Here is a 23612-nt window from a genome sequence, read left to right on the forward strand (position 1 = left end):
AAATGTTGGCGTATGTCAATAGTTTCCATCGCGGAAGCAAAATATTTTCGCTTGCTTTAAGCCATCTTTAAAAACTTGCACTTACTTGTAATACGGTTCAGCGCGATTGAGCTAAAAACTATCCTGCTGCCCGTTTCGTCGAGTATTGTGTACAGAAACGAAAACAAGCGATGGATCGGTTTCCATCGCCACACTATCGTACTCAATAACATTCCTGTAGGTGTTAGTAGATTCAATTTGCAGAAAAACGGACGCCTCGCTAGGATGAGTATGTACTGGGTTGCAGCCCTCAGAACTCACCTTAGGAGGCGTTACTATGAAGTCTAGACTAATCAAAGCTCAAAATCAACGTGTAGAACGGATTTCTACTTCTACTCTTGTCATCGGCATCGACATTGCCAAGGAGAAACATGCTGCTCAGGCCATTAATTTTCGTGGCATTGTACTCACCAATCGTCCGATCATGTTTTCAAATGACCATGTTGGCTTTGAGCATTTAACAAGCAGCATTCGTAAATTGCAGAAAGTTCACAATATGAATGATGTCGTTGTGGGAATGGAGAGTACCGGTCACTACTGGTTCAATATCGCCGACTGGTTAGTAAAACAGGGGATTTCCGTTGTCCTTGTCAATCCAATGACCACCAAGCGCAACAAGGAAAACAGAGATAACTCCCCCTCAAAGAATGACCCCAAGGACGCATTGGTCATTGCCGATGCAGTGAGTCGCGGATTCTACGCCCCCTTCTCTCCTAAGGAAGAAGCGTTCCGCCGACTACGGGTTATCGTTACAAATAGAGAGCATTGGGTTATTAAATCCGGAAGGATTAAGAACAGGATCCATCGCTGGCTAGATATTCGTTTTCCAGAATACAGACAAGCATTCGAAGACATTTTTAGTCCTCGTTCATTAGCTACTTTGCGTCGCTTTCCAGCTCCAACTGATGTATTGCAGTTGAGCCCGGAGCAAATGGTGCAAATCTGGGGAGAGTACATGGCTAGACCTGGCGGTGTGCGAGGCAGGAACAAGGCGATTGAGCTTCAAGCATACGCTAGACATAGCGTTGGAGACTCTACAGCCCTTGAAGAAGACAAATGGGAGCTTAGGCACCTGATCGAAGAATATGAAAGAGTCTGCCAAATCATTGATGAAGCGGACAAGATGATTGAACAGCTATTGCCTGAAATCCCCTGTTCGGATCTAATTCGATCTATCGGCGTTTCCGTTCCTGCAACGGCTGCCATACTGGCATTTTGTGGGGACCTACGTAAGCTATCTCATGGAAATCAGTTATTACGAAAAGCTGGATTGAACTTAGCAGAACGAAGTTCTGGTAGGTATAAGGGACAAATTAAGCTCACCAAAAGAGGCAACTCGTTACTACGTAAGCATTTGTACTTTTCCGTGTTTCACCTTTTATCTCACAATAATGCATTCCAAGCCTTGCATACACACAATGTCGAAGTGAAACGAATGACAAAAATGCAGTCCATGATGAAGTTAATCGGCAAACTCGCTCGAATGCTTGTAGCCATGGCGAGAAAAGGACAAACCTTCTCCGCGGATAAAACTCAGTCACCATTAGCAGCTTAGAATCAAGAGTCGAACCCAGACACGTAGATTGGCTCATTCGTAGGATTTCACAAAGAAAGCACGGAGTACCGAGATTTTTACGCTTTAGGGCTTAGACCCGTTCCGATAACGTTGATCGGACTCCACACCTTGGATAGATAGGACGAAGGAATGTGAGGGCTTAGACCCGTTGAGATTTGGGAGAGTGAATCCCAAGGACCTTGTGGAGAGAGACGTGCAGCATAGTTTTATCTGGAAGATGTTGTTAATCGACTAACACCTTCTATTTCCGCATGCCCCCAAACGGAATTACTTAGCCTATATTATCTAATCATCTTAACTTCTATTTAATCAAGCATGTGAAATCCTGCGAATGAGCGAGCATTCGTGAGAAAAATCTTATTCTCTGAGGGAGCTTAATAAGGATTTTCTGACTTTAAGAAAAGAACCCTTAGGGAAGTCATCACTTCAGAGTTAAATAGTTTTAAAAAACGTTCCAAGTACAAAGATGAGTATGCACATTATAAATACTATGAGAAGTGCTTTCCATTTAATTGTTTCCGTCGTATTGAAGAAAGACAATACATTTTCACGGAACATGTAAAACAAGAGAAATCCATTCCACAATGTCCTTAAGCCATATTTAACGTAATTAATCCCTACTGCCCACCAACCCCATTTTTTCCCGAACCACATTCCTACCCCGCCAATTATTCCTAGTAGCCCCAAAAAACTAATTGCTGCTTGAAAGAACGAATTCGTAACTCCAATAAGTTCCGAAGCCTTATTTAACTGGCTAACAGCTAATAACTGCGTAACAAGAAGTACCACGCCGCTAATTATCATTAGCACCGCAAAGAAACTCACTACACCTGGGCGGTCATAATTCCCCTCCAATAAAATAAACGAATCGCTCCATTAACGCGATAACGAGCTATTTATGGATGTTAGAATGGATTTTTAATATTAATTTTATTTACCCAAGCACAACAAAGCTGCCTATAAACACGGCAACTTTGTCATGGTGTATATTATTAAACGCTATCGTAATCCTTTAGTTCAGCGGCTTCCTAATTTATCCCGCCGGCCTTCAACTTGATGTCCCAAATTTTATCCCAAACAACAGGGTTATATCAATGGAAAAAAGGATGAAAAAATCCACCTCGGTCAAGTACTTGTACTTTTCCGTAAGGGGATTTTTCAACTTTATTATTTAATTCCTTGAATTAGTTCATTTAACGCTTTGGTTAAACCATCATTCAATTGAGTCATAACCTGCTTGTCGATCGGAGTTTTTTGCGAGCCTGCTACTTCTGGGTTCAGACTTTTCTCGATTTTTTCGTACAAATCGGCACTGCGCGGCGGCACTCCATCTTCGAATGTTTTCCATACATCCTCCAGCTTTGGAGCAAGTTCCTTCACTTTAGCATCATTGCCCGCTGCAATTTCCTTCTTAAGCTCAGCGGTCGTTGCAAGCATTTGGTTCGCTCCTGCTTTCACTTGATCTACGGGGATGAGCTTCGCAGATAGATCAAATAAGGTTTGGATCAACTGGTTATCGATTTTTAAGATTGCATCTTTATCTATTTTCGCTGCCTTTGCTCCCGATACGGCCGGGTTCAGGCTCTTCTCAACTTGTTCATAAAGATCAGGATATTTCGCTTTGACGCCATCCTCGAAAGTAGCCCATGTCTCTTCAAGCTTAGGTCCGGTTTCTTTGATTTTGGCCTCATCCCCGGCAGTCGCTGCTTTTCTAAGTTGCTTGGCGGTAGAAAGCAGTTTTGCCGTTCCATCTTTGACTGAGATTTCAGGGGACTTCGCTACCGTAGCGGCTGCATTTACGTTACCTTCAGGCTGTTTTGTACTGCCACAGGCGGAAAGTACGGATGCGGATATTGCTAAGACGATTAATAAATTCAGAAGCTGCTTTTTCATAATTCGTTCCTCCAAAATTATTGGTAATATTATTGAGCGACCGTCGTGCTTTGACGTTTTTTTAATTTCCCCCACACCACAACAAGGATTGCGCTGAGAATGATCAAGATTTGGGGTACTATGCTTTGCCAAGAAGGGAAGAAGGCAAGGAAACCAATGCTCGGCAAGTATGGACTATTTGTCGTCGGGATTGCGCCGGCCAGCTGAAGGCTGTTCACACCCAGTCCGGTGAATTTAATGCATAAGTAAAGGACAATGACACTGGATACAAGGAAGAAAGGACGGATCGGTAGCTTAGCCCCGATATACAGCATAATAAATGCAACGACAGCTAAAACCCCGAAGCCCACCAATATACCGAGAAGCAGCTGTTGCACGCTGATTTGATTCACCATTCCGATAATAAATAATACCGTTTCTGTTCCTTCCCGAAATACGGCTAGGAAGGTTAGCACTCCAAGAGACACGATATTCCCTGTACTAAGCGCTGTTTGCGTTTTTTCTTTAATATATTGGTTCCATTGCTTAACGTTAGATTTGCTGTGAAGCCAGTAACTCATATAGAGGAGCATAACTGCAGCAAAAATGCCGGTCCAGCCGCCGATTAAGAAATTGTTGTTCCCGAAAGCCCCTGAGGAGAAAATAAATTTGACGACCACAGCTATAGCTGCACTAACCAGTAGTCCTGCGAAAACGCCGCTCCATATCCATAGCTTCCCTTTTTGATCCTTCGATTTCTTCATAAAGGCAAGCAGGGCACCCACGACAAGCAGTGCTTCCAGCCCTTCACGGATCGGAATCATGGCCGCATCCCACATTGTATAACTTGATTTTTGAGCTAACGGGGACAGATAGGCCATCATGTTGTCTATAAGTTTTACGGCATCGTCATATTTTCCCCCTGTGAGCATCGCATTGACTATGACCATGTCACGTTCGGAATCGCTATAAACCGTTGCGGATTGAGCGACGACGTTACCTTCAACGCTTAGCCAGCTCTCCCTTACTTTACTGATCGCTTTAACCGACTCTACTTGGTCGTTCTTTTGGGCGGCATTTTTTGTTTGCTCTAAGAGGGTGATAAAGTCTGGGAGTGTTATCATCTCTTCATTTCCCTGCGAAGTATTGGCGTACTGCCCGTTCGTGTACCGGATCAGCACCTGCTGCAAACCATCGAGCGCAGTGAGAATGTCCCCTTGCTTATTAATCATAAACGCATACTCGGCCTGCCCCATCTGCGTCTCAATATCCTTGTAAGCCGCTTTGGAGTCCGTTTTAACGGTATCTTCCACTTCCATCCACGTATCATGGAATTGGTCGTAGGTTTGTTTGGCTTTGTTTAAATCTTGCTTCGCCAAGTCGATGGATTGGCTTATGTAGTTTTTGGCTTGATTCATGTTCTCAATGCCTTGGGTCGCTGCCCACGCCGTCAGGGGCATAAGAAGCATAATGAACAGCAGCGGAAGCACCAGAGAGGCAGTAGCCAATTTTCGCATGAATGTGTCCCTCTTTCTTTACTATTCCGATATGAGAATGATTATCATTTTGAGTTCATGATTAGTTTACTTGAGAATTCTTCTCAGGTCAATCGTTTTGAGGATTTTTTACTTTTTGTTTGTTACTGTTTTATGAATAATTGGAATGACTATTGATCATAAATGATTATTGAAAATAGAAGGAATCTACCCGGGCTATATAGTTCAATCGTGGTTTGGCCGATATAGTAACGATTGGGGGATTTATTTGAGTCTTAATCGGGATTTATTAATCCAAAAGCATCCAAGAAGGACGCGGTTGAGACTTCAGTGGGCACAAGCGATAGGAAACTGGTAGCATTCACATTGTACAGACTAATGATGATGGTGATGATGACCATGATGCTGCTGAGTCTTAAATTATTTTTATTGAATCCAATCGACTTTTTTGGATGAAAATAATACTTTCTTTCCATCTTCACCTTTACTTGCTACATTACCTGACTACAATAAAAAAAGGCTGTCCCATAAGCCGTGTCGCCGGACACAATCGTGTTGTGCTGCCGCGACGACCTGTTCGACGTAAGTTGGCAGAAGGCGTTGGCTTGTTCAGTTATGTCTGTGAAGCGTAGAAGCTGATCGAACAAAGACGGAATTCATTAAAACTATGGTTTTTCTACAAGGGTATTTCGCTATCCGAATCAATCGGTAATCCAATTTATTACTAACATCCAATTACAAGTGCATTCGTTTAGTCCACGTTATCATTGTATTCAGAGACGCAGAAAGCATTAGCAATTCGTTATTATACAAAAGCTCTGCAAAGGCATTTTGAAGTGATTTTTTTGTGAAGCAGCCAATTGAGCTGCCTTCGAAACTCGAGACAAAGAGACCCGAGCCCATTGGGGCAAGATACAAACAATGTTATCCCAAAAATGAAAAAGCCGCATGATATGCGACTTTGAAATGAGATATGGTCGTCAGTGATTATCTAGTTAGTCCAATCGTTATAATTTCACAAGAACCTACCGGCAAACACATATTTGCTTCAATACGTTGGCCATGATTCTCCATAATGGTACTCTTGTACAATTCGTTATGAGGAACGTTTGAACGAAACTGCAAGCCTGTATGCTGGGAACTCATGTTATACCATCGAAGCATCAAATCGTCCGTTCCTTCATTTAATTTCATAGAGGAGAATGCCAGCTTCTCGCCTTCCCAATGGAACGGCGCGAATGTAGGCCCCACTTTTCCCTGGTGAACACCTGTTTGACATAAGGTCCACGGAATTTGGAATTGGTATGCTTGCACATAGGCACCCGACTCTATGCCATCTCCGTTATGTGGTATGATGGCAATGCGGACGGTATGTTCGCCCTGACATTGCGCTTCAGGTGTCGGAAAAAAGCCCCAATCGCCAAGCTCGCCAACCGCTCGAAGCAGCGTCACGGCAATCGTATTGCGTTCATCACGCAAAACTTCATATTCGTTCAAGCCTAGATTCGCCACCACGAGGCCAGCCCCCTCTTCGCTGATGTCGACGAATGCCTGTTGATGCTGTGCATTGCTAGGATTTGTCCATTCGGCTGACGGTATATTATCACGCAGTGGGATTTCAAACAGGGTATCCACGCGGTGAACGCTCATCTTCAAATCTGTCGGAAATAACATCCGCAACCGATGATCCTTGGCTTGGTTGTTAAAGGTAGCTGTAATCTCTACCCCTTTGCCGCTGCGGGACAAACTAACGACTGTACGAATCCGCATCGCCGTCATTTGCTCTGAACGCTGTGCTTTCCGGTGCTTAAAATGAACAAGACCGCTCTGCTCTTCCTTCAGCACATCGTCAGCGGACTCCGGAATTTCCCAGTCGTGTACGATTTCAAGTGCAGCCTGATATGGCGTATCCTGGAGCACCCGGATTTGAGCCTTCAACCCGGAGGTCGTTCGTGCGATTTCGCCATCCGGCTGTTTGTACATATATTCGTTACCAATATCCCCGGTATTCTCATAGATTCCCAAGTCGCGGTAAATTCGTCCGTTTAACTTATCTGTCAGATGGAATGAGCCGTTATCTTGGACTTCTATTTTTATCGATTCATTCTCTAGCCTATTGTTACCCGCTACCAGCGAGGAAGCAGGAAGTTCCGCTACATGCTTAACCAGGGCATACGTCTTCCATCCCAAAGCAGGAACATGCTCTGCCTCAAAGGTTAGCTTCATCCTACGACACATATATGGCTGGCGGAACTTGTCTTCCGGTAAATCATAACCGAATTGCTGACCGAGGTCTTGTATAGTGCATGGAATGGCATTGTCATACTCGTCTATCAGTGTCATATCTGAAAGATCGGCCGCTTTCATAAGATGAGCGGCCTCCTCAGGTTCATACCCATCTCGGAAGTACAAGCGTAAAACATCCAGCTCGACACTTACGACACCGCTGCGCTCCCAACCCGACGTATTAAATACAATGACGGGAAGGGCGTTGGATCCCTCTCTGTCAAAGCTCGATGTATCCACTGCTTCAGCAAGCGCTCGTTTGCTCTCATCGGCGATCGCTTCCGCCACATGCCGGCTTTTCGCAAAGCGCGTCACCATTTCGCGGTGCACCTCGTCTACGGAGCAGCCGCAAATGCTGTCATGTGGATGATTTTGCATCAGCGTTTTCCATGCATACGTGAACAGATGATAGGGGTATTTCTCCCCCGTGTCAAGGATATGCGCCAAAGCGGCGAGAGGTTCAGCCACCTTTTCCAGCATCGCCTGCCCCAGCTGATTCATCTGCTTCAAATAGATCCGGGCCGATGCGGTGTTGACAAGCGTACCCCAACCGTCTGTACGTTGGCTCCGAAGCTCGCCTTTCACCGTAGAAAGCTCGTGGGGTAAGGAACGCTGAACCGCCTGCAGATAATCATTAAAATTGGAATGGATGAAGGTGATATCCGGATAGAGTTCGCGTGCCACCTCAAGTGCTTCCGGCAAATCCAATTGAACCGGCTGATGGTCGCAGCCATTCATAAAGAGAAGTTCGCCCATCGATGCGTATTTTTTAGCATCAGCCAGTTTCTTTTCCCAATACGCCTTCGCTTTTTCCTGTTCAATAGGAATTTCATAACCGTTATGGTACCAGTTGGCAAATAGAATACCGAGCACCTGGGAGCCATCCGGCCCTTCCCAAATCAGTTCCGAGAACGAGGATTCAAAATTGTCGCTAGATACGGTATTGTTAAAGCCCGTCGGCTTTACACCCCTGCCAAACAGCGCATTCGCAATTCCGGACTGTCGCATCAATTGAGGTGTTTGACCTGCCAGACCGAATGTATCCGGCCAATATCCGATCTTCGACACCGAGCCATATTTTTTCGCATCTTGGTGTCCAATTTGCATATTTCTTACGTTGGCTTCGCTGCTGGTCAAAAAAGCATCTTGCAAAATATACCAAGGGCCGATCAAAATACGACCGTCCTGAACCAATTTAACCAATCGATCTTTTTGGTCCGATCTAGCCTGAAGATAGTCTTCAAGAATAATCGTTTGTCCATCCAAGAAAAAGCTGCGATAACTCGGTTCCTGATCCAATTTATCCAGAAGCGAATCCATAAGCTTTACGAGACGAACATGATGCTTTTCATAAGGTAAGTACCATTCCCGGTCCCAATGGGTATGCGAGATGATATGAGCAGTTGTTCTCATGCATTACTCCTCTTAATCTCCACTAAAGGAATTATGTAGTGGTTGTTAGCTTTCATTTCACCTATACTATACCAGTTCATGACAATCTAATAAACTAACCTATTGTTACCGCTTATTCAAATTACATCATCCCAGAACACTTCCACATTATTCACTTCGAATTGTCCACTAGCACCCATTCTTTTCCTTTCAACTATCGTACCCGTTAGCCATCCATGCCGCCATACGACACCACAGATTATGGAAGTAATTGCGTCCTTCCATGGGAGCGCAATGTACGATGGAGAGGCAATGTACTATTTTAAAGTGAATTTATGTAGTCAATTGTTTCTTTAGCCAAAGTATGTAGTTCTTCAAGTAATTCATTCTCAGTTGGCCATAAAGCAATTCGTAATAAATCTTCCTCAAGTACAATAGAAACATCTTTTGATAATTCCCTAATCAAAGCAACCATTACGCTGAACCATGAACAACCACCTAATCGGCTACATTAACTTAAGTACTAATGCTCGTTTAACGTTCTCTGTTAGCGCAAACGTCATGGTTATTTAAGTTCTACTTGTTTTGCAACAATGTATATCTCGTTGCCTGAGTTTAGAAGTACCCTAGTCCTAAAATTCTCCCGAGCCTGTAATAACTTCTTGATCTGTACTAATAGACGAACATTCACCATTCGGAATGGCTTGATCAGATGAAGAGTGAATACGGTAATCAAGGATTTGCTAACTTCATGTGGGAGCCTAATCCCTGATCCATTCTCGAAGTTTTGACTCTTCCTGTTGGGTCAGTGGACCACGATCAATAGCTGTCAGATTGGTATGTACCCATTCCTCTATTCTCATGGAAACAATCACACGATCAATCAGTCGCTGCCCAGCTACCCAGCGCAGTAGGATTTCGGCAACTGAACCTTTATTTCCTCCGATCTCATCCAATTTCCAACCGCGGATAAAAGGAGATAGTGCGATCGCGGTCATCCCCATCTCTTTCGCTTTCAAGAACATCTCTTTGGAGCCTTGATTAAACGCATTATAAGGTGCCAATACATAAGAAACCTGGTGATCAGCGGGTAGCTGGCACAAGTGTGCAAGTTTAACCATCCCGAGCGCTACTTTCTTGACCTTGCCCTCTTGCTTCCATTTTTTCGCGAGATCCAGTTCTTTATGAAGCTCCTCTGTATTTTTATGTACATGGATAACAAGGATATCAATATAGTTTGTTTGCAATTCCTCCAACATGACATTAATATGATGTGGTTCGTATGGGGTGTAATCAACCAACTTCGTTTCGGCAGCCGGCTGATTGAAAAAATTCCAGGCCATAATTACAGCCTCACTTCGCCGACCGAGTTCCTGCAAGACTGCCCCAAGGGCCACCCGTTCTTGATAATATGTAGTGTCGATAAAGCGGATTCCGTTATCGAGACAGGCGGATACAATATTGCACTGTTCGTCAAACGAGGCTTGCGGATCATTTCCCAGCTCCTGAATAAAAGAATGACCCCCGAGCCCCAACTTGGAATCGTTAACCATGTCTTCATTCCCCCCAGCTTTACAAAAATCATTAGGATACATCGCTTATAATTTGCCTGATCAGTGTGGCTTCATCCGCAGTAATTGGCTTGCCGGCTGCTTCAGCATTCGACTCCACTTGGCGAGCATTTTTAAACCCTGGTATTACACAAGCATTGGGAGATTGGGTAAGTGCAAATTGTATCGCCACGCGAATCAAATCTTGCACTTCACCGCCAAAACGTTCCTTGATCGGTTGGAGCTTTTGCCGTATTTCCAGCAATCTTTCCCGAGAAAATGCTTGATTGCTAGAACGAATATCTCCTTCGCCAAACTGAGGCGGATTCTCCGGATCAAATTTATCCAACAATAAGCCTTGAGCCAGCGGTCCGAAAAGTACCATGCCCAGGTTTTGTTGTTCCGCCCAATGGAATAGATTTGTTGGCGATTGATCAAATTGATTGCCCAACGCATTGTAGTGGAACTGTAGTACATCTGGGCGAGTTATCGGACAAACCCGTATAAAATCCGCATAACTATAGGCAGACTGACCGATCACACGAATCTTACCTTCTTTTTGCAATTCTCGCATCGTTTCGGCAGCTTCTTCAAGATATAAATCGTTCGGGCCAAAATTCGTATTATGAAAATAATAAATATCCAGGTAATCCGTCCCTAAATTCGTTAGCGACTGCTCAAGCTGATGACGGATGTGGACCGGCTGCATAGCATTAGGTGCAGTACCTTTAAACCATCCAACCTTGGATGCAATTATTAAAGAATCCCGCGAACTCTCATACAAAAATTTGCCTATGATTCTCTCAGAATGACCGTCGCCATACACATCCGCCGTGTCAAAATGATTGATACCTAATTCGTAAGCTTTTCGTAAACCGGCGAGAGATTCGTTATCATCGTTGCCAGACCATCCCACAGGATTTCCATCCCGCCACGAAGGGCCGCCGATAGCCCAGCATCCGAGGCTAACTTCACTCACACGAAGACCTGAACGTCCTAATACACGATATTCCAAGGATAATTACACCTCATTTACAAAGTATTTTTGTCCCGTACTAGGTCCTAGACCGATGTTCATCCTCATTTTTGTATATCTTTCAACATTTTAATTATATCAGCGTAACTGCTTCATTTTAAGACGTGAAGAAAAGGTTACTCAGTTACCTAAAGTTAACTAAGACCTTACACGCTTGCCCTTTCTGAGAATAAATAATATCCGAAATCAGTTTACATAATTATTATGTAAACATAATGAGCCAGAGTGCTTGGCTTTCCCAATGATGCCGCAGCGGCCAGGTTCTTCTGAAGTCTTGTCAACAACAACTCTTACTCCTTCATATGACAAATTGGTAAGTAAATATTACCCGTCGCTCAATGGATCGCTATTTTCTAACGGCTTTATTCTTATCCGCATTATAGGGACGCAATCCCTTGAGCCTAGGCCCTTTTTACGGCAAGCCGAAAATGCATATTCTAACCCATCTTCCTGCTCGCAGCCAGCGGTGCCTACACAGACGAAAACAAGGGATTGATCGGATCCGCCACCACTCAATTCACCATGTACACGACCAATTCATATTATTATAAGTAGGCATCTGTCCTGTATGTATAAATTAAATTGAGATTTCCTACAATTGTATTTGAGGTGAAACTAATGGATAAAATTAATTTGGTTTCTGATAAAACTGTTGATTTCGAATCCTCTCCTGTTCCAGATAGTGAAGATCAACCGGTTAAAGTAGTCGACGAGAATTGGAAGCGGTATGAAGAATCCGCATGGTGGTGGGGATGGTATAATTAAAGCCATCCCTAATTAGCCGCCCCCTGTTTTTCCCGCTTCAGCCTTTCTTCCAAGCCGAATACTTCTTCTGGAGATATCCGGTTATTTGTTTATTTACTTTTACGACAAATGGAAAATAAAAGGCCTTGGCATCCCCTTCTATGTCTTCGGGGGGACGTTGCTCGGGACAGCTTTTGAGGCGCTCGCCGTAGTCTTCGGTGTGTTCCTTTATAAGGGATGGTCGCTTCGGTATTCTTTTCTTGTCTATCTTATCGTCCAACTAATGTTCGTCGCCGTCTTTCAAATCCTCATGAACGAATTCCATCGAGCGAGGGAGAAGAAATAATCGCTACAATGCGTTCCGACTGCAGCTATGAGCTAAGTCACGCATGCTCCTCTCGTTGCCTTATCAGCATGAAAAGGTTGTCTATATTAAGTACGAAAGTCCTCGCGAACGTTCCACTGGGAGGACTTTTGTTCTTAATTAACTGGAGGAGGCAGTAAACGTTTAGAATGATCGGCAGCCGCAGCTTAAATGTTTATTAAAACTATTGTAATCCGTTAGTACGAGAATAAATAACCACTTAATTAATATTCCTCATTGCTTCCTGCTTTTATTGTTTATAGCTTAGAAGCAGGAAAATGATCGAATCTCATTTAGGCCCAGCACAATGATCAACCAGACACTTCCCGTCCACCAAAACCCTGTTACGGTACCAAATCCGACATTAGTCGGGAAAAACCAGAATTGGTTTCCGTTAGTCAGCCAAACGTAGGTGTTGCGGAACAAGCAGTTTGATATCGAACTGGGGTTCACGAAAAATACAGGAAACGTAGGTATAAAAATCGGCGGAGGCAGCAGCGGCGGTATATGGTGAACGTGAAACGGCGGCCCAAAATGCAGCGGTCCGTGATGTTCATGAGGCGGCGGCCCAAAATGCGGCGGTTCATGATGTCCATGTGGCTGCGGCATCGGTCCATGATGTCCCTGAGGTCCAGACGGAGGGGTTAAGGTCATCGAATTCACTCCTGTTCGTAAGATAGGCTCAATAGGCTAATGCATATATATGATCTAGAGCCCTTCTCCGCTTGGGCCGCCGCCTATGGCCCCTATTGTTTTAGAGCATCCGTTTCACTTCAAACTGCAGGATCATCGATTCTGCAAGTGAAAACACCGGTGTCCGGGGACCGTGGAGCTCGATTTCGATCCCGGGCTGGTAAGTCTGGAATCCATACTTGAGTTGTGTTGGGACTCCGTTCTTCCAAATGATTTATTGAAGGAAGTTGGTCGGATTAAGCTTTTCGGCATAAGTCTCGTCATAACGATGTTATGTAACCATCGTCGGGAATGGGATAATTCGGGCGATTTTCGCTCTCGCTAAAGCCGTCCGTCATCCGCCCTCCACACCGATCTAGGAAGATATGCTTAAAGCCTCACTTTCGTTCGTTAGGAGTTCCATTAGGTATTTCAATATTGGTCTGCTGAATTAACTCGGAGTCTCCAGACTGCTCTCCGCTGCCTTGAAAAAAAAGAGCCGCTCGGAATACGCGGAGACATACTTCTACAAAAGATTCGGTAAAAAATTGTGAATTTACAGAAACTCCAATTATTCTAGTACCAGTGTTCTGCACCTTCCGCGATTCTATTGAATTATGATAGAACATACCAGTTTGTTGGAGGGATGAACCATGAAAAAGACAGCTCTATTCGCATCTTCATTGATCGTTGCATTTTCATTAACTGGTTGCACAACATCTAAGAATCAATCAGTTGACGCCGCACCTACTCAGGCGAATGTAATTTCGTTATCGACGACAGCTGAAACTAAAGATCCGCAGCAACCAGCGACAGAGGCCTCAAAACAGCAGGCCTCTATACCTGAACCACCGAAAATCGAATATGCATTCACTCAGGATAAAGGACATCCTGAAAAAATACTGATCGGCATCATAAATGAAGCAAAATCGAACCTTGATATTGCCATTTACAGCTTAACGAATAAAGACATTGTCGATGCAATCCTCGCTGCAAAGAAGCGAGGAGTCGCGGTCCGAGTGTTAACCGACAAGCAAGAAGCAGGTACGGCAGCACAATCTGCTAAACTGAAGGAACTAAAGGCGGCTGGCATTCCAATCAAAGATAATACGCATAAGGGTATAATGCATATGAAGGTCACAATCGCTGATAAGTCTATCGTTACGACGGGATCCTATAATTATTCGGTGTCCGCGACGACCACCAATGACGAAGTCATCGTGGCAATCCATGACGCAAAGCTTGCTCAAGAATGGGATACAGAGTTCGAAAAGATGTGGTCGGACAAAGTGAATTTTCAAGACTTTAAGTAGTTAAACTACTTAGCTTGCACTTTTCAGGATCAAAAAAAAGAGTTGAGCCCCGGAATACCGCTCAACTCTTTTTGCATTTAGTTTTATTGCCAAAGAACCCGTCAAGTCCTATGAGGCGATGAGGTTGATGAAATGAAGGTACTGCTCCTCGGTATCCTTGGTGATCTTATCCGGATTGGCGTCCCAATAATCCAGCTTGTTCATGATTTGATAATCGTAGACCATCATATACTTTTCACCGGTTTGCTGGAACTTGCTAAGTTCATCTGCAAGTTCTTCCTGACTGATCTCAAGCCAAGGCATGCCACTTCATGTCACTTTATATCCAATCCTTCAATTCAATCCGATTTCCTTTGGGGTCAATAATAACCCCTATGGTCCCCCAATCAAATCTATTAACATCAACAAAGACTCCACGCAGCTCTAATTCTAAGACAGCCTCTCTAAAGTTAATGACTTTAAAACGAATGACTGTCCGGTTCTCTGCCCTTTTTCCTTTCCCCGTTATTTGATAACCACTCGTTCTATGCAAGCAATTCGTCAAAGTTGCACTTTATTAATTATTTCACCGTACATTAAACAAACTGTAAAAAACATATAAATGCCTATAATGCTTTTTAAGCAGTAGCTTGCGAGGGAGGAATGTATTTTGTTTAAACCACATCCTAATAATACGGCCATTGTAATTACAGACCCACAAAATGACTTTATGAGTCCTGGGGGTAGAGGCTACCATCTGACTAAAGGAACTATTGAACGAAACAATACTATACAAAACCTTGAACTATTAATGAGAACTGCCATGAATAAGGGATACCAACTCTTCATATCGCCCCATTATTTATACCCTCATGATTATGGCTGGAAATTTACGGGAAATGAACAAAAGATGCTATTAGGTCTTAGAATGTATCACGTGGCAAATGCGTACACACCACCATCATTTGGAGCTGATTTTGTTCATTCTTTCAAACCTTATATTTTTGATAGAAGTACCGTCATAGCAACTCCTCACAAGGTTGCCAGTCCACAAACAAATGACTTGGAATATCAGTTGCGACAACATAGAAAAGAGAAGATAATTATTGCAGGGGTGCTCTCCAACGTTTGTGTTGAGTCTCATATGAGGCATCTAATCGAAACTGGTTTTGAAACAGCTGTTGTATACGATGCCACGGCAACAATTAGTGAAGAGGATTTTCATGCAGCTGTTACTAATTACAAAGCTTTTGCCAGTGCTACTTGGACAACACAGGAAGCTATTTCACACTTATAAAGCCTTGAGAGTCCTCAACGAAAATTTTTTGTATAATTTGACCGAACCGTTCCCTGAGTTGTTTACGGCACTTGATGAAACAATCCTGCCTATTACTTCAAACGACATTAAAAAGGAGCTGTCTTGGCGGCAGCTCCACGCTATTGTATCCGTTAGCGTAACGAATCATGTTTGGATTATACTGGGGTGGCTAGATGTTAATATTTTAAGGAGCAGAGTAAACGCAGCTTGCTAAACGATATAAATTATAACAGCGAAAAAACGGAACCAGCACACCTCGTTCCGTTTTTTTTGATCTAACTGGCAAGATTAAACTTCTACGATGAAAAAAGCTAAAATATGGCATGTAGTTCTGAGACGTTTGTTAGACCTATTCTAGTTAAGCGTAAGCTGTATAAATTGAATAGTTAAGCAGGGAGAAAAACATCTGCCTCCTAATGGGGAATCTTGAAAAACCAATCTAAATGCCAATCTCTATCGGATGGCTTAAATCCAAGGCTACGCCAGAAACGACGATCTTCGTCGTTACGAGTATCCAAAATAACCCGTTCGTAAGAAGTATCGCTTAATCTCCTAAGAAAGTGTGTCACTATCTTCGTCCCTAAACCTTGATTTTGAGGTTGAACAGATAACTGGGAAATATTAACGATAGGTTCGGGATCTTTTCTTAAATTAATAGTTAATTCAAACTGTTTGGCTTGATAGTGAACTAAAGTTACTCTATCTTCGAAAAGAATAGGCAATCCATTATTAATCTGAACATTACGATTGAGTATGTCTGAGAACTCAATGGCTAACTGATAAAACAATTGTTGTTCTGATTCACGGGTAAGTTTTCTTGACGATATTGCCGGCGGAAAATGCCATGTTATTCGTTCCAAAATGTGATGTCCCCCCTTCCAATATTTAAATTTGTATGCAAACTCCACAAAATGTATGTGTAGACGTCCGGTGGATCGAGTGTATACTAATTGCTTAAGGAAGCAGTAGAAGAAGCGGTAAAAAATAATTAATCCACTCGGGGAGTGGTTTATTTTTTCTTCTATAGCCTTCATAGCAACGAATTAACTAGTTTAATAACTGAACGGCAACTTATCCTTTCGGAAGTACACGACGAGCTGTTGCATAGTGCGATTTCCACCATCCGGAATTAGCCGCATTACCCTCTCATTTTACATCCGCACACCACCAATCCAATCTATTTCGAAACTGCGACATCATTCCGACGAAACAGCCCCTTCGCCCCATATGCCGCCCCCATCGTACACAGCAGCATCAACCCGGTCATCCAAAATACGGCGTGGACGGAAACCGCGCCGCTGATTGCTCCACCCAGCAGCGGGCCGGCCATCCCACCGATTTGACTCGCAGTTTGGTTCAGTCCAAATGCCGTACCGCGGAATTCAGCAGGCGTCGAACGGACAACAAGCCCATTTAAAGCCGGAAATACAGCACAGAAGAACGCTCCGTAAATAAACCGAACAATTGAGAATCCCCAAATGTTGTGAAACGGAATTTGCGCCAGATTGCCTAGTCCGCCAACCAGCAGCCCGATAATTAAAATTTTCTCAAAGCCGTAGAAGTCCGCCAGCTTACCCCAGCGCGGAGCAAACACGATGCCGGAGATGCCCACGAGCGAGAAGACGATACCTGCCAGCAGCGAAGCATTTTTTACGGACCCGCCAATCTCAACAATATAGAGCGGTAGGACAGGCTCAATCGTCATGACTGAGAGCTGGGTCAGCATCGACAGCAGCAAAACAATCATAAACGGCTTGTTACGTGCGGAAATCCGCAGCGATTCGGCAAACGAGACGGTTTCCTTGCGCTTCACGAACTTCTCCTCTTTGACCCCGAACAGTACCAACAGCGTTCCCATCAACACGAACACACCTGCGCTGGCAAACGCTATCCGGCTGTCGAATACATTCGCGATGAGCCCGCCGAACAACGGCCCCATAATACCGCCTGTCGCCGTTGAGGTCGCCATCATCGACATCGCATAGCCAACCTTGTGCTCCGGAGTATTCGTTCCCACCAGCGCGATTGAACCTGGAATAAAGCCGGTCAGCAGTCCCTGCATGATGCGCAGTACAAGCAGCTGGTATGGGTTCGTCACCAGCGACGTCAATAGGTAGATGATGCAAATGACAATTCCGGCACGCACAATCATTGGCTTCCGGCCGTATTTGTCGCCCATCGCGCCCCAGAACGGTGCTGAGATTGCGCCTGCCAAAAAGGCCGAGCTGAACAATAGCCCCGACCACATTTCAATATTTTTGTCCATACCGATGTGAATCAGAAATAACGGCAAAAATGGGATAACCATAGAGAAGCTGGCCGAAGTGATAAAACAACCGGTCCACAACAACCATAAATTTCGTTTCCAAGTTTCCATGATGATGTCTCGTTCCTATACTATGTATTTGCCCAAGCCTCCCGGGCGGATTACATACCATAGTAGCATATTTGAACAGAAACGATAACAGAGATTTCACATCCATTGCATATATCGGACGGACTAGAATTAATACACATTAAGCAGACGGCTTATCCGCAGACACCGGTATACGTTCTGAACCAGCGGTTCCGCCGAAAACCGGTACTCCCAGCAGCGCCATGATGAGCAGCACGTAAAACAGCAGGTGATAATCGCCCAGCATGCTGACCATAACAGACGCAATCATACCGCCGATATAGCGTGAAGTTGAAAAAATGCCGGACGCCACTCCCGACATCGATTTGGAGGCCTTTAGGTGTCAAGCTTGTTAAAGAGAAAGTCCGGTTTCTTAAAGGTTCAATGTTTATAGGCCGTTAGTATGTTATGCCCCCTACTCTGTCGATTCGTCAATCCGAAGCGATGGATCGGTTCAATCGCCACGCTATCGTACCCGTTACTTTAATGAGCCTGTGATGAATTTTTAAGAGACATGAAACCCTTCAATATCTAAATCAAACGAGAAGTATTTCAATTCCCTATTCAGGATCCAATATTCCAGGGGTACAACCCACGGACGGAAAGTCAAAAATTTTGGCAAATCCCTTACACTCTGTCCATATTTTTGTGATGTATATTCCGTAACGAAAGCAACATCTTCAGCAACTATTTTAACCCAGTTTCCTCATATGCTTCTCGTTCAGCAGCCTGTAAGAAAATTTCACCGTTTTCAGTCGAACCTTTCGGCAAACTCCAGCCAGAATGATCTTTTACTAAGAGAACTGCATCGTCTTTTAATACAACAACTCCAGCCGCGAGTTTATGAGCCATTTCTCCAAACCCTTTCTAGTATAAGTTGCAGAAGCTTCGAGATAAATTATCCCATAATTATGGATATTATTGGGTGACAATTTCGAGACAATCATTCCAGTTAATAGCCACTTTAATAAAAAAAGGGCAGCTGGTTGGCCTGCTGCCGTATTAACTTGATTGCTCTATCTCGTATTCGTTACTTTAATACAATAATACTTATTTACCTGCTAATATAGTAAATTCCCATGGAATATTTTCATTATTCCATCCACGATGTTCATCAAACTTCCGCAAACTGAAACCTGTCGCAATGACCGAATTAATGATGTCGCTCAAAGTGTATAGGCGGATTGAGACATCGGGAAAATCCAACTGTTCCCTCTCGTCAAACAAACCTTTGTATGCCACATCTCCGTTTCTTAGTTCCGTATCAAAATAGTTTACTTCCCCATGAGTAATAATACATTTTCTTAAGGGGTGGAAATCACTTAGAATCATTTCCCCTCCGTCCTTCAATAAGCCATAAAGAATGGTCATAAACATTTCTAGATCACCGAAATAGTAAAAACTCGTCTCCAGACCATATCCAATCATGTCCTTCTTAAAGCGCGGGCTGAGTTACGGCTCTTTAGTTCCTCAGCTATCTGCGGATATGAACTATAAGCTCTGGCTAATTTTGAAAAACTGCCGTTCTAAAGGCGACAACTCGTAATTTGTTCGAGTAACTAAAAATTTATCAATGTACCGATATTCCTGCGGAAGCTCCATGAAATCGGTAACTCCAAACTCTCTGACATTGGTTTTGGAAATAAGAGCGACGCCCATGCCTAGGCTTGCAAGACGAAGCAGCGTTTCCAATACACCGACCTCTGTTTTAGAAGCCAGATGAATGCCGTGAGCCGAGTAAATGCGCTGCAGAATCGAGGCGTACAAGCAATTTTTCGACAGGATAAGCATGGTTTCGCTTTGCAGACATTGGGCCAGACTTGCTGCAGTCTTGACTCTTTTGCCGACCAGAACCAGTTCTTCACTGCCGATTGGCCAGTAATGGAGCTGCTGTAAGTCCGATTTGCCAAAGGTATAGGCCAGGTCAATATTGCCTTCGATCAACTCTTCCTCCATCTTTTCAGTGGAACCGGTTATGAGCGTAACCGACATGTTGGGGTACTTTTCGTATAAATCGGAAAATGCTTTTGTGATATTTTCGCTGATCACGGATTGCATGATACCTAAACGCAGCTTTAACTCCCGGCGATTCATTTCCTGCTCGGTCTCTTCCCACAGCAGCAGCAGTTTTTTATACTGCCGATACAGCTTTTCTCCCTCAGGTGTCAATTCCATTCCGCGAGTGCTTCGGAAAAACAGTTGCTGCCGGTAATGGTTTTCGATCTTTTTTATTTTTGCCGTCATGTTGGACTGCAAATGATTCATGTTCGAAGCTGCTGCAGAAACACTTTTCAGCTCGGCAACGGTAACGAATGCTATCATATTTTCAATATCCATAGTCATCCCTCTATCAAAATAAATGATATCTTTATCTCAAATATACATTATTCATGATGGAGTTTCTACTCTATATTATGGATATGCGGACGGTTTGCGTCGCCGCGTTTAAGTAGATCCGAACAGGAGGCATACAAGATGAACGGTTCCATTATTAAGACTGGAATTATCGGAGCGTCGCTTAATAATCACTGGGCAAGCCAAACGCACGTTCCTACACTTCAGATGAGCAACAAGCACTGCATAACGGCGGTTGCCACATCCAAAATGGAAAGTGCTCTGGAAAGTGCCGCTGCCTTGGGTGGGGTTCAAGCTTTTACAAACCTAAACGAATTATGCGAAAGCCCGGAAGTGGACTTGGTTGTCGTCAGTATCAAGGTGCCTTTTCATTATGAGGCTGTCAAAGCAGCTATTGGAGCAGGCAAACACATTTACTGCGAATGGCCGCTGACAGTAACTGCGGCTCAAGCCGAAGAATTGGCGGTGCTTGCCGATCAAGCCGGCATTCATCATGCCGTCGGTCTTCAGGCCAGACAATCCGCTGTCATCCAAGACATCAAGCAGCGGATCGAATCCGGTGAGCTTGGCCGGGTTCTGTCCTGCAATATGCGCTTATCGACCACCAGGGGGAGTGTTACGAGTCGTGACAGTGCCTATCTGTTAAAGGAGGAAAACGGCGCAACGCTTCTAGCCATCAACGGCGGACACTCGCTGGATGTGCTTTGCCGCCTGCTTGGGGACTTTAAGGAGCTGTCGGCTATCATGATCTGCAATTACAATGAGGCTGCCGTGTTGGAAACAGGTGAAAAGGTTGCCAAAGACGCAGCCGACCAGATCATGGTTGAGGGGATGTTAAGCAGCGGTGCCTCCGCGTCAGTCCATATTCAGGGCGGAACTTATCCCGGATTTCAATTGGATATTTACGGAGAAAAAGGTATGCTTCAATTGAAGCAGCAGCATTCTGTCGGCCATGTACAGTTTGGCAACCTGCAGGTGTATCAAACATTGTATGCTTCTGGCATCCCGGCAGCGCATGACGACAAGCACTTCACGGCACTTCCTTCAGAGGAAGAATCAATGAAGTTTCTTGTTTCGAAGGCGCAAGAGCGTTTTGCCGCGGATATTCTTGGCGGTACTTTTCTTTCGCCCAGCTTCCACGACGCGTCCCGCTTGCATAGGCTGCTGGAGACCATCAAGCTCGCGGCTGCTACAGGCATTAGACAGAAGCTATAAGCTTTGACGGCTGGCCATTGAGGAAGCCATCCGAAAGGAAGACTAGGGGAAGAAGCGATATCACCTTCCCCTTTCACTCCTGAATACCACACTGCCCAACATCTTCCTTAGCAACTCTTACACCTAATTTTTCTACATCAACTTGTGATAAGGTTCGGCTTAACCGTCATATCGGCGAATAGTAAAAAGGCACCCGATCGGGCAATGTCATTTAGTTAAGGCATAGTGTCCAAAATCAAGAACAAGAGCAGGTTATCGAAAAGATAGCCCGCTCTTTTTATACGAAAATGCGGTTTAATGGTGGGTTTGTACGATTTAGGCACAAAAAGACCCACTCCCCGAAAAAATTTCTTTCGAAATTTTTAAAAGTTAAGCAGGATGGGTATCCTGTATTTGGATGGAATAACCCATGGACTTGATTTTACTGACCCAGTAATCAAGTCCTTTTTCTTTTCTCGGCAAGTAATCCCAACCCAGCTCTTGATAAGGGGTTTTCTCTCGTATTATGAAGTAACAGATCTTCAAAATGAGATGTGCCGTAGCCATCGCTGCTTTCTTTGGTCCTCGTCGCTTCACAACTCTGTTATAGAAGGCAGCAAGACGCGTGTTTTTTGTTTTAGATGAAGCCCAAGCTGCTTGGCAAAGGACAGCCTTTAACCCTTTATTACCCTTGTTTGTCTTAGAACTTCGCTTCTTGCCTGCACTTTCGTGATTTCCCGGACAAACGGCTGCCCATGAAGCCAAATGGTTTTCAGAAGGAAATACGGACATGTCCGCTCCAATCTCCGCCAGAATGCTCGCCGCAGCATCCTCTTGAATTCCCGGAATGGTGACCAACAGATCGATTTCCTTTCGATATAGGATCAGTAAGCGGTCGATCTCTTCTTGTAGGGCTTCGATATGTTCTTCTACTTGACGTAAATGCACCAAGTGCCGTCCGATTAGAAAACGATGATGCACTCGCAATCGTCCATTTAAAGCCTCGATCAATTCGGGCACTTTTTTCTTGAGCTGAGTAAAAACCATATCCTTAACGGATTTGGCATCTAGCACTTCACCGTTAACAAGGGCTTCAAGCAGAGCGAGTCCGGATTTACCAAACAAGTCCGAAACATAAGTGGTTAGCTTGATGTTTGCATCTTGCAGAACCTTGTGTATGCGATTTTTCTCTGACGTCACTTGTCCTTGGAGCTTTCGACGGTATCGCGTGAGATCTCGAAGATCCCGAATGTCTACGGGTGGCACAAAATTAGGCTCGATTAGTCCGCAGCGTAACAGACTTGCGATCCAAGCGGCATCCTTCACATCAGTTTTACGTCCCGGGACATTCTTGATTTTCTTGGCATTTCCCAGCACGAGTGTGAAATGACCTTCGAGAACGTTCCAAACCGCTTTCCAGTAGACGCCCGTGCTCTCCATGGCAACATGGGAGCATTGTTTTTCTACCAGCCAGTCCGACAATGCCAAGAGTTCCCTCGTCGTTGTCCCGAAAGTACGAATCTCTTGCTGTGGTTTACGATCCAAAGGACCGCTTAACACACAAGCGACAACGGTTTCTTGATGCACGTCTAACCCCGCGCATCGTTCTAATACTGCGTCCATACGCATCCCTCATTACTTGGATTGTACAGGTCATGCAACGGAGAGTAGTGTATTTTTATACACGTGCTTAGGCAACAATCGGCGGTTCTCATCGTTGCAATAGGGCGGTTTTTTGCTCGGGTTTGGTCTCACCAAAAAAGAGTCGACCTTTGACCTGCCATTACCAGTATTGGATCGGGATTCGTTTTTGAATCAAGCCTTACATTTTCATACATCGCGGTGACCGAATGGTCATGAAGGTTTTTTGCGCAAAAATGCGAAATAGGTATTGACAAGCAGTTAAAAAAATGTGGCGAAGCCCCTTGAAAAACGAGGAGGTTTTGTCATTGGAATTGTACGCGAGCTCTTTAAAAGAAACGCTAACATCCCTTATTCGAGAGATGTCAGTGGCACCCGAACTTTATGTTA

The 23612-nt window shown here is 44.3% G+C and carries 18 protein-coding genes; 5 read left to right on the forward strand and 13 right to left on the reverse strand.

Going from position 1 to position 23612, the window contains the following annotated elements:
- Positions 1–316: 316 nt before the first annotated feature.
- Positions 317–1594: an IS110 family transposase gene (locus FPZ49_RS20075; protein WP_144850247.1), complete on the forward strand. Its 1278-nt coding sequence runs from the start codon at positions 317–319 to the stop codon at positions 1592–1594.
- Between the two features lie 1188 nt (positions 1595–2782).
- Here the strand turns inward: FPZ49_RS20075 and FPZ49_RS20080 are convergent.
- The 5 genes from FPZ49_RS20080 to FPZ49_RS20100 all read right to left on the reverse strand — a co-directional run bounded on the left by FPZ49_RS20080 (position 2783) and on the right by FPZ49_RS20100 (position 11226).
- Positions 2783–3508: a hypothetical protein gene (locus FPZ49_RS20080; protein WP_144850249.1), complete on the reverse strand. Its 726-nt coding sequence runs from the start codon at positions 3506–3508 to the stop codon at positions 2783–2785.
- A gap of 29 nt (positions 3509–3537) precedes the next feature.
- Positions 3538–5004, reverse strand: a complete 1467-nt coding sequence (locus FPZ49_RS20085; RefSeq protein WP_144850251.1) for an FTR1 family iron permease — start codon at positions 5002–5004, stop codon at positions 3538–3540.
- A 966-nt stretch (positions 5005–5970) separates the two neighbouring features.
- Complete coding sequence (locus FPZ49_RS20090) at positions 5971–8682, reverse strand: alpha-mannosidase (protein WP_144850253.1); 2712 nt, start codon at positions 8680–8682, stop codon at positions 5971–5973.
- Between the two features lie 740 nt (positions 8683–9422).
- A complete protein-coding gene (locus tag FPZ49_RS20095) occupies positions 9423–10214 on the reverse strand; it encodes an aldo/keto reductase (protein ID WP_186445939.1) in 792 nt (263 codons plus the stop codon).
- A 31-nt stretch (positions 10215–10245) separates the two neighbouring features.
- A complete protein-coding gene (locus FPZ49_RS20100; protein WP_144850257.1) occupies positions 10246–11226 on the reverse strand; it encodes an aldo/keto reductase in 981 nt (326 codons plus the stop codon).
- 639 nt (positions 11227–11865) lie between these two features.
- On the opposite strand from FPZ49_RS20100, the gene FPZ49_RS35870 reads away from it, so the two are divergent.
- Positions 11866–12012, forward strand: coding sequence for a hypothetical protein (locus FPZ49_RS35870; RefSeq protein ID WP_186445940.1), 147 nt, complete (start codon positions 11866–11868; stop codon positions 12010–12012).
- A 1668-nt stretch (positions 12013–13680) separates the two neighbouring features.
- The gene (locus FPZ49_RS20110) at positions 13681–14340 is read left to right on the forward strand and encodes a phospholipase D family nuclease (RefSeq protein WP_144850259.1); all 660 of its coding nucleotides are present in this window, start codon (positions 13681–13683) and stop codon (positions 14338–14340) included.
- Between the two features lie 108 nt (positions 14341–14448).
- Here FPZ49_RS20110 and FPZ49_RS20115 read toward each other — a convergent pair whose 3' ends face one another.
- Positions 14449–14643 (reverse strand): hypothetical protein, encoded by a 195-nt coding sequence (locus tag FPZ49_RS20115; RefSeq protein ID WP_144850261.1) that lies wholly within the window; start codon positions 14641–14643, stop codon positions 14449–14451.
- A gap of 346 nt (positions 14644–14989) precedes the next feature.
- On the opposite strand from FPZ49_RS20115, the gene FPZ49_RS20120 reads away from it, so the two are divergent.
- Complete coding sequence (locus FPZ49_RS20120) at positions 14990–15616, forward strand: isochorismatase family cysteine hydrolase (protein WP_186445942.1); 627 nt, start codon at positions 14990–14992, stop codon at positions 15614–15616.
- A gap of 434 nt (positions 15617–16050) precedes the next feature.
- Here the strand turns inward: FPZ49_RS20120 and FPZ49_RS20125 are convergent, their stop codons facing one another.
- The 6 genes from FPZ49_RS20125 to FPZ49_RS20150 form a co-directional block, all read right to left on the reverse strand.
- A complete protein-coding gene (locus FPZ49_RS20125; protein ID WP_144850265.1) occupies positions 16051–16497 on the reverse strand; it encodes a GNAT family N-acetyltransferase in 447 nt (148 codons plus the stop codon).
- A gap of 317 nt (positions 16498–16814) precedes the next feature.
- Complete coding sequence (locus tag FPZ49_RS20130) at positions 16815–18014, reverse strand: MFS transporter (protein WP_144850267.1); 1200 nt, start codon at positions 18012–18014, stop codon at positions 16815–16817.
- A gap of 139 nt (positions 18015–18153) precedes the next feature.
- The gene (locus FPZ49_RS20135) at positions 18154–18354 is read right to left on the reverse strand and encodes a hypothetical protein (RefSeq protein ID WP_144850269.1); all 201 of its coding nucleotides are present in this window, start codon (positions 18352–18354) and stop codon (positions 18154–18156) included.
- Between the two features lie 365 nt (positions 18355–18719).
- Entirely contained in the window at positions 18720–18884 is a 165-nt protein-coding gene (locus FPZ49_RS20140; protein WP_144850271.1) for an NUDIX domain-containing protein, read from the reverse strand.
- A 198-nt stretch (positions 18885–19082) separates the two neighbouring features.
- On the reverse strand, positions 19083–19409 hold the full coding sequence (locus FPZ49_RS20145) for a hypothetical protein (RefSeq protein WP_186445943.1): 327 nt from the start codon (positions 19407–19409) through the stop codon (positions 19083–19085).
- Positions 19410–19523: 114 nt separating this feature from the next.
- The gene (locus FPZ49_RS20150; protein ID WP_144850273.1) at positions 19524–20369 is read right to left on the reverse strand and encodes a LysR family transcriptional regulator; all 846 of its coding nucleotides are present in this window, start codon (positions 20367–20369) and stop codon (positions 19524–19526) included.
- A 138-nt stretch (positions 20370–20507) separates the two neighbouring features.
- On the opposite strand from FPZ49_RS20150, the gene FPZ49_RS20155 reads away from it, so the two are divergent.
- The gene (locus FPZ49_RS20155; protein ID WP_144850275.1) at positions 20508–21602 is read left to right on the forward strand and encodes a Gfo/Idh/MocA family protein; all 1095 of its coding nucleotides are present in this window, start codon (positions 20508–20510) and stop codon (positions 21600–21602) included.
- Positions 21603–21971: 369 nt separating this feature from the next.
- Here FPZ49_RS20155 and FPZ49_RS20160 read toward each other — a convergent pair whose 3' ends face one another.
- On the reverse strand, positions 21972–23204 hold the full coding sequence (locus FPZ49_RS20160; RefSeq protein WP_144850277.1) for an IS110 family transposase: 1233 nt from the start codon (positions 23202–23204) through the stop codon (positions 21972–21974).
- Positions 23205–23612: the final 408 nt, after the last annotated feature.

The organism is Paenibacillus cremeus (genome assembly GCF_007786445.1).
GTDB lineage: Bacteria > Bacillota > Bacilli > Paenibacillales > NBRC-103111 > Paenibacillus_G > Paenibacillus_G cremeus.

Coding starts and splice junctions, on each gene's coding strand:
- FPZ49_RS20075 (WP_144850247.1), top strand. CDS start 317: ATGAAGTCTAGACTAATCAAAGCTCAAAATCAACGTGTAGAACGGATT.
- FPZ49_RS20080 (WP_144850249.1), bottom strand. CDS start 3,508: ATGAAAAAGCAGCTTCTGAATTTATTAATCGTCTTAGCAATATCCGCA.
- FPZ49_RS20085 (WP_144850251.1), bottom strand. CDS start 5,004: ATGCGAAAATTGGCTACTGCCTCTCTGGTGCTTCCGCTGCTGTTCATT.
- FPZ49_RS20090 (WP_144850253.1), bottom strand. CDS start 8,682: ATGAGAACAACTGCTCATATCATCTCGCATACCCATTGGGACCGGGAA.
- FPZ49_RS20095 (WP_186445939.1), bottom strand. CDS start 10,214: ATGGTTAACGATTCCAAGTTGGGGCTCGGGGGTCATTCTTTTATTCAG.
- FPZ49_RS35870 (WP_186445940.1), top strand. CDS start 11,866: ATGGATAAAATTAATTTGGTTTCTGATAAAACTGTTGATTTCGAATCC.
- FPZ49_RS20110 (WP_144850259.1), top strand. CDS start 13,681: ATGAAAAAGACAGCTCTATTCGCATCTTCATTGATCGTTGCATTTTCA.
- FPZ49_RS20115 (WP_144850261.1), bottom strand. CDS start 14,643: ATGCCTTGGCTTGAGATCAGTCAGGAAGAACTTGCAGATGAACTTAGC.
- FPZ49_RS20130 (WP_144850267.1), bottom strand. CDS start 18,014: ATGGAAACTTGGAAACGAAATTTATGGTTGTTGTGGACCGGTTGTTTT.
- FPZ49_RS20135 (WP_144850269.1), bottom strand. CDS start 18,354: ATGTCGGGAGTGGCGTCCGGCATTTTTTCAACTTCACGCTATATCGGC.
- FPZ49_RS20140 (WP_144850271.1), bottom strand. CDS start 18,884: ATGGCTCATAAACTCGCGGCTGGAGTTGTTGTATTAAAAGACGATGCA.
- FPZ49_RS20145 (WP_186445943.1), bottom strand. CDS start 19,409: ATGTTTATGACCATTCTTTATGGCTTATTGAAGGACGGAGGGGAAATG.
- FPZ49_RS20150 (WP_144850273.1), bottom strand. CDS start 20,369: ATGGATATTGAAAATATGATAGCATTCGTTACCGTTGCCGAGCTGAAA.
- FPZ49_RS20155 (WP_144850275.1), top strand. CDS start 20,508: ATGAACGGTTCCATTATTAAGACTGGAATTATCGGAGCGTCGCTTAAT.
- FPZ49_RS20160 (WP_144850277.1), bottom strand. CDS start 23,204: ATGGACGCAGTATTAGAACGATGCGCGGGGTTAGACGTGCATCAAGAA.